Origin of the sequence: Streptomyces europaeiscabiei, from assembly GCF_001550375.1 — a bacterium.
GTDB classification, from domain to species: domain Bacteria; phylum Actinomycetota; class Actinomycetes; order Streptomycetales; family Streptomycetaceae; genus Streptomyces; species Streptomyces europaeiscabiei.
The window spans coordinates 1-1,391 of record NZ_LRTR01000122.1 but is presented as its reverse complement, the minus strand read 5'-3'; the positions used below and the strand labels follow the sequence as shown (position 1 = coordinate 1,391).

The 1,391-nt window shown below is 77.6% G+C and carries 1 pseudogene; it reads left to right on the top strand.

Annotated features, from left to right (window positions below):
- Nucleotides 1-1,391, top strand: a pseudogene (locus tag AWZ10_RS49955) (serine protease); the annotation flags it as partial.

Sequence of the window (1,391 nt, the reverse complement as noted above, 5' to 3'; positions counted from 1 at the left end):
GGACGCCGCACGGCGCGCGCTGGAGCGGGCGGGGCGGATCGTGGCGGCGTCGGCCGCGGTGGGTGCGGCGGGTGTGACGGGTGCGATGGGTGTGGCGGGACACCGGGGCGCGTCCGGGGAGTGGGGTGCGTCGGCAGCGTCCGGGGCGTCGGCGGGGTGGAGTGCCTCGGACTTCTCGGCCGCTTCGACTGCGTCCGACCCTTCCGCCCCTTCGGCCGCATCCAGCGCGGCGGGTGCGTGGGGTACGTGGGGAGCCATGAGGGCTTCGGCGTCTTCAGCGGTTCCCATGGCTCCGGCGGCTTCGGGGACGCCGGGGGCTTCGGAAGACCGGCCGGTGGACACGGGGTGGTCGTCGGCCGGCCGGTACGGCGGTGAGTTGGGGGACATCCGGCCGGAGCGGCTCGCCCGGCTCGCCGTGGCGGAGGGGCGGCCCATGCTGCTGCTTCTCGACGGACCCGAGGAGATGCCGCCGACGCTCGCACACCGGCTGGCCGAGTGGACCGCCGGGACGGCCGAGTGGCTGCGGGAGAACGGGGCCCGGCTCGTGGTGGCCTGCCGTGCCGAGTACTGGGAGCGGGCCGGGGCACAGTTCCCGGCGGAGCTGCTGCACGGGGAGGTGTCGGGCGGCGAGGGCCAGTCGCTGCCCGCCTGCGTCCGGCTCGGTGACCTGACGGAGGGCGAGGCCCGGCGGGCCCGGCTCAGGTACGGGATCCCCGAGGACGCGCTCGCCGGGCCCGACGCCCGGCATCCGCTCACCCTGCGGCTCCTGTCCGAGGTGAGGGCGGCGCTGCCGGATACCCCGGGCGGGCGGCCCGGCGAGGACGGTGCCTTCGCCGGACCGCCCGACGCGGGGGCGTTCTCCACCGGCCCGACACCACCCGCGTCCGGCACGGGAGCATCCTCCGCCGTCTCGGGACGGCCCGGTCGGGACGAGGTGCTGGCCGCCTACCTGGATCTGATGTGCCTGCGGGTCGCCGTGCGGCTCGCCGCGGTGAACGGGGTGCGGGGCACGGCCGTACGGCGGCTCGCGGCGCAGGTCTCGGGGCAGGTCCACGAGGCGGCCCGGCGGTGTCTGGGGCCCGGACAGGGAGAGCTGGACCGGGCGGCGTTCGAGGCGGTGTTCCCCTGGGGGCCGGTGCCGGGGCGGCGGCTCGGCGGCACCACCGGCTGGGCCTCGGCCGTGCTCACCGAAGGGCTGCTCGTCCCGGCGGGCGACGGCTACCGCTTCGCCCACGAGGAGCTGGCCGACTGGATCCAGGGCTCGCACCTGGACCTCGACGCGGCCCTGCACGCGCTGGTGCACCGGGGCTGGGTCACGCAGGCCGAGGCGAGGCGGGGCTGGGGCACGATGCCGTCGGAGGCCCGCATCCGCCGCCACGCCCGCCGGGCCA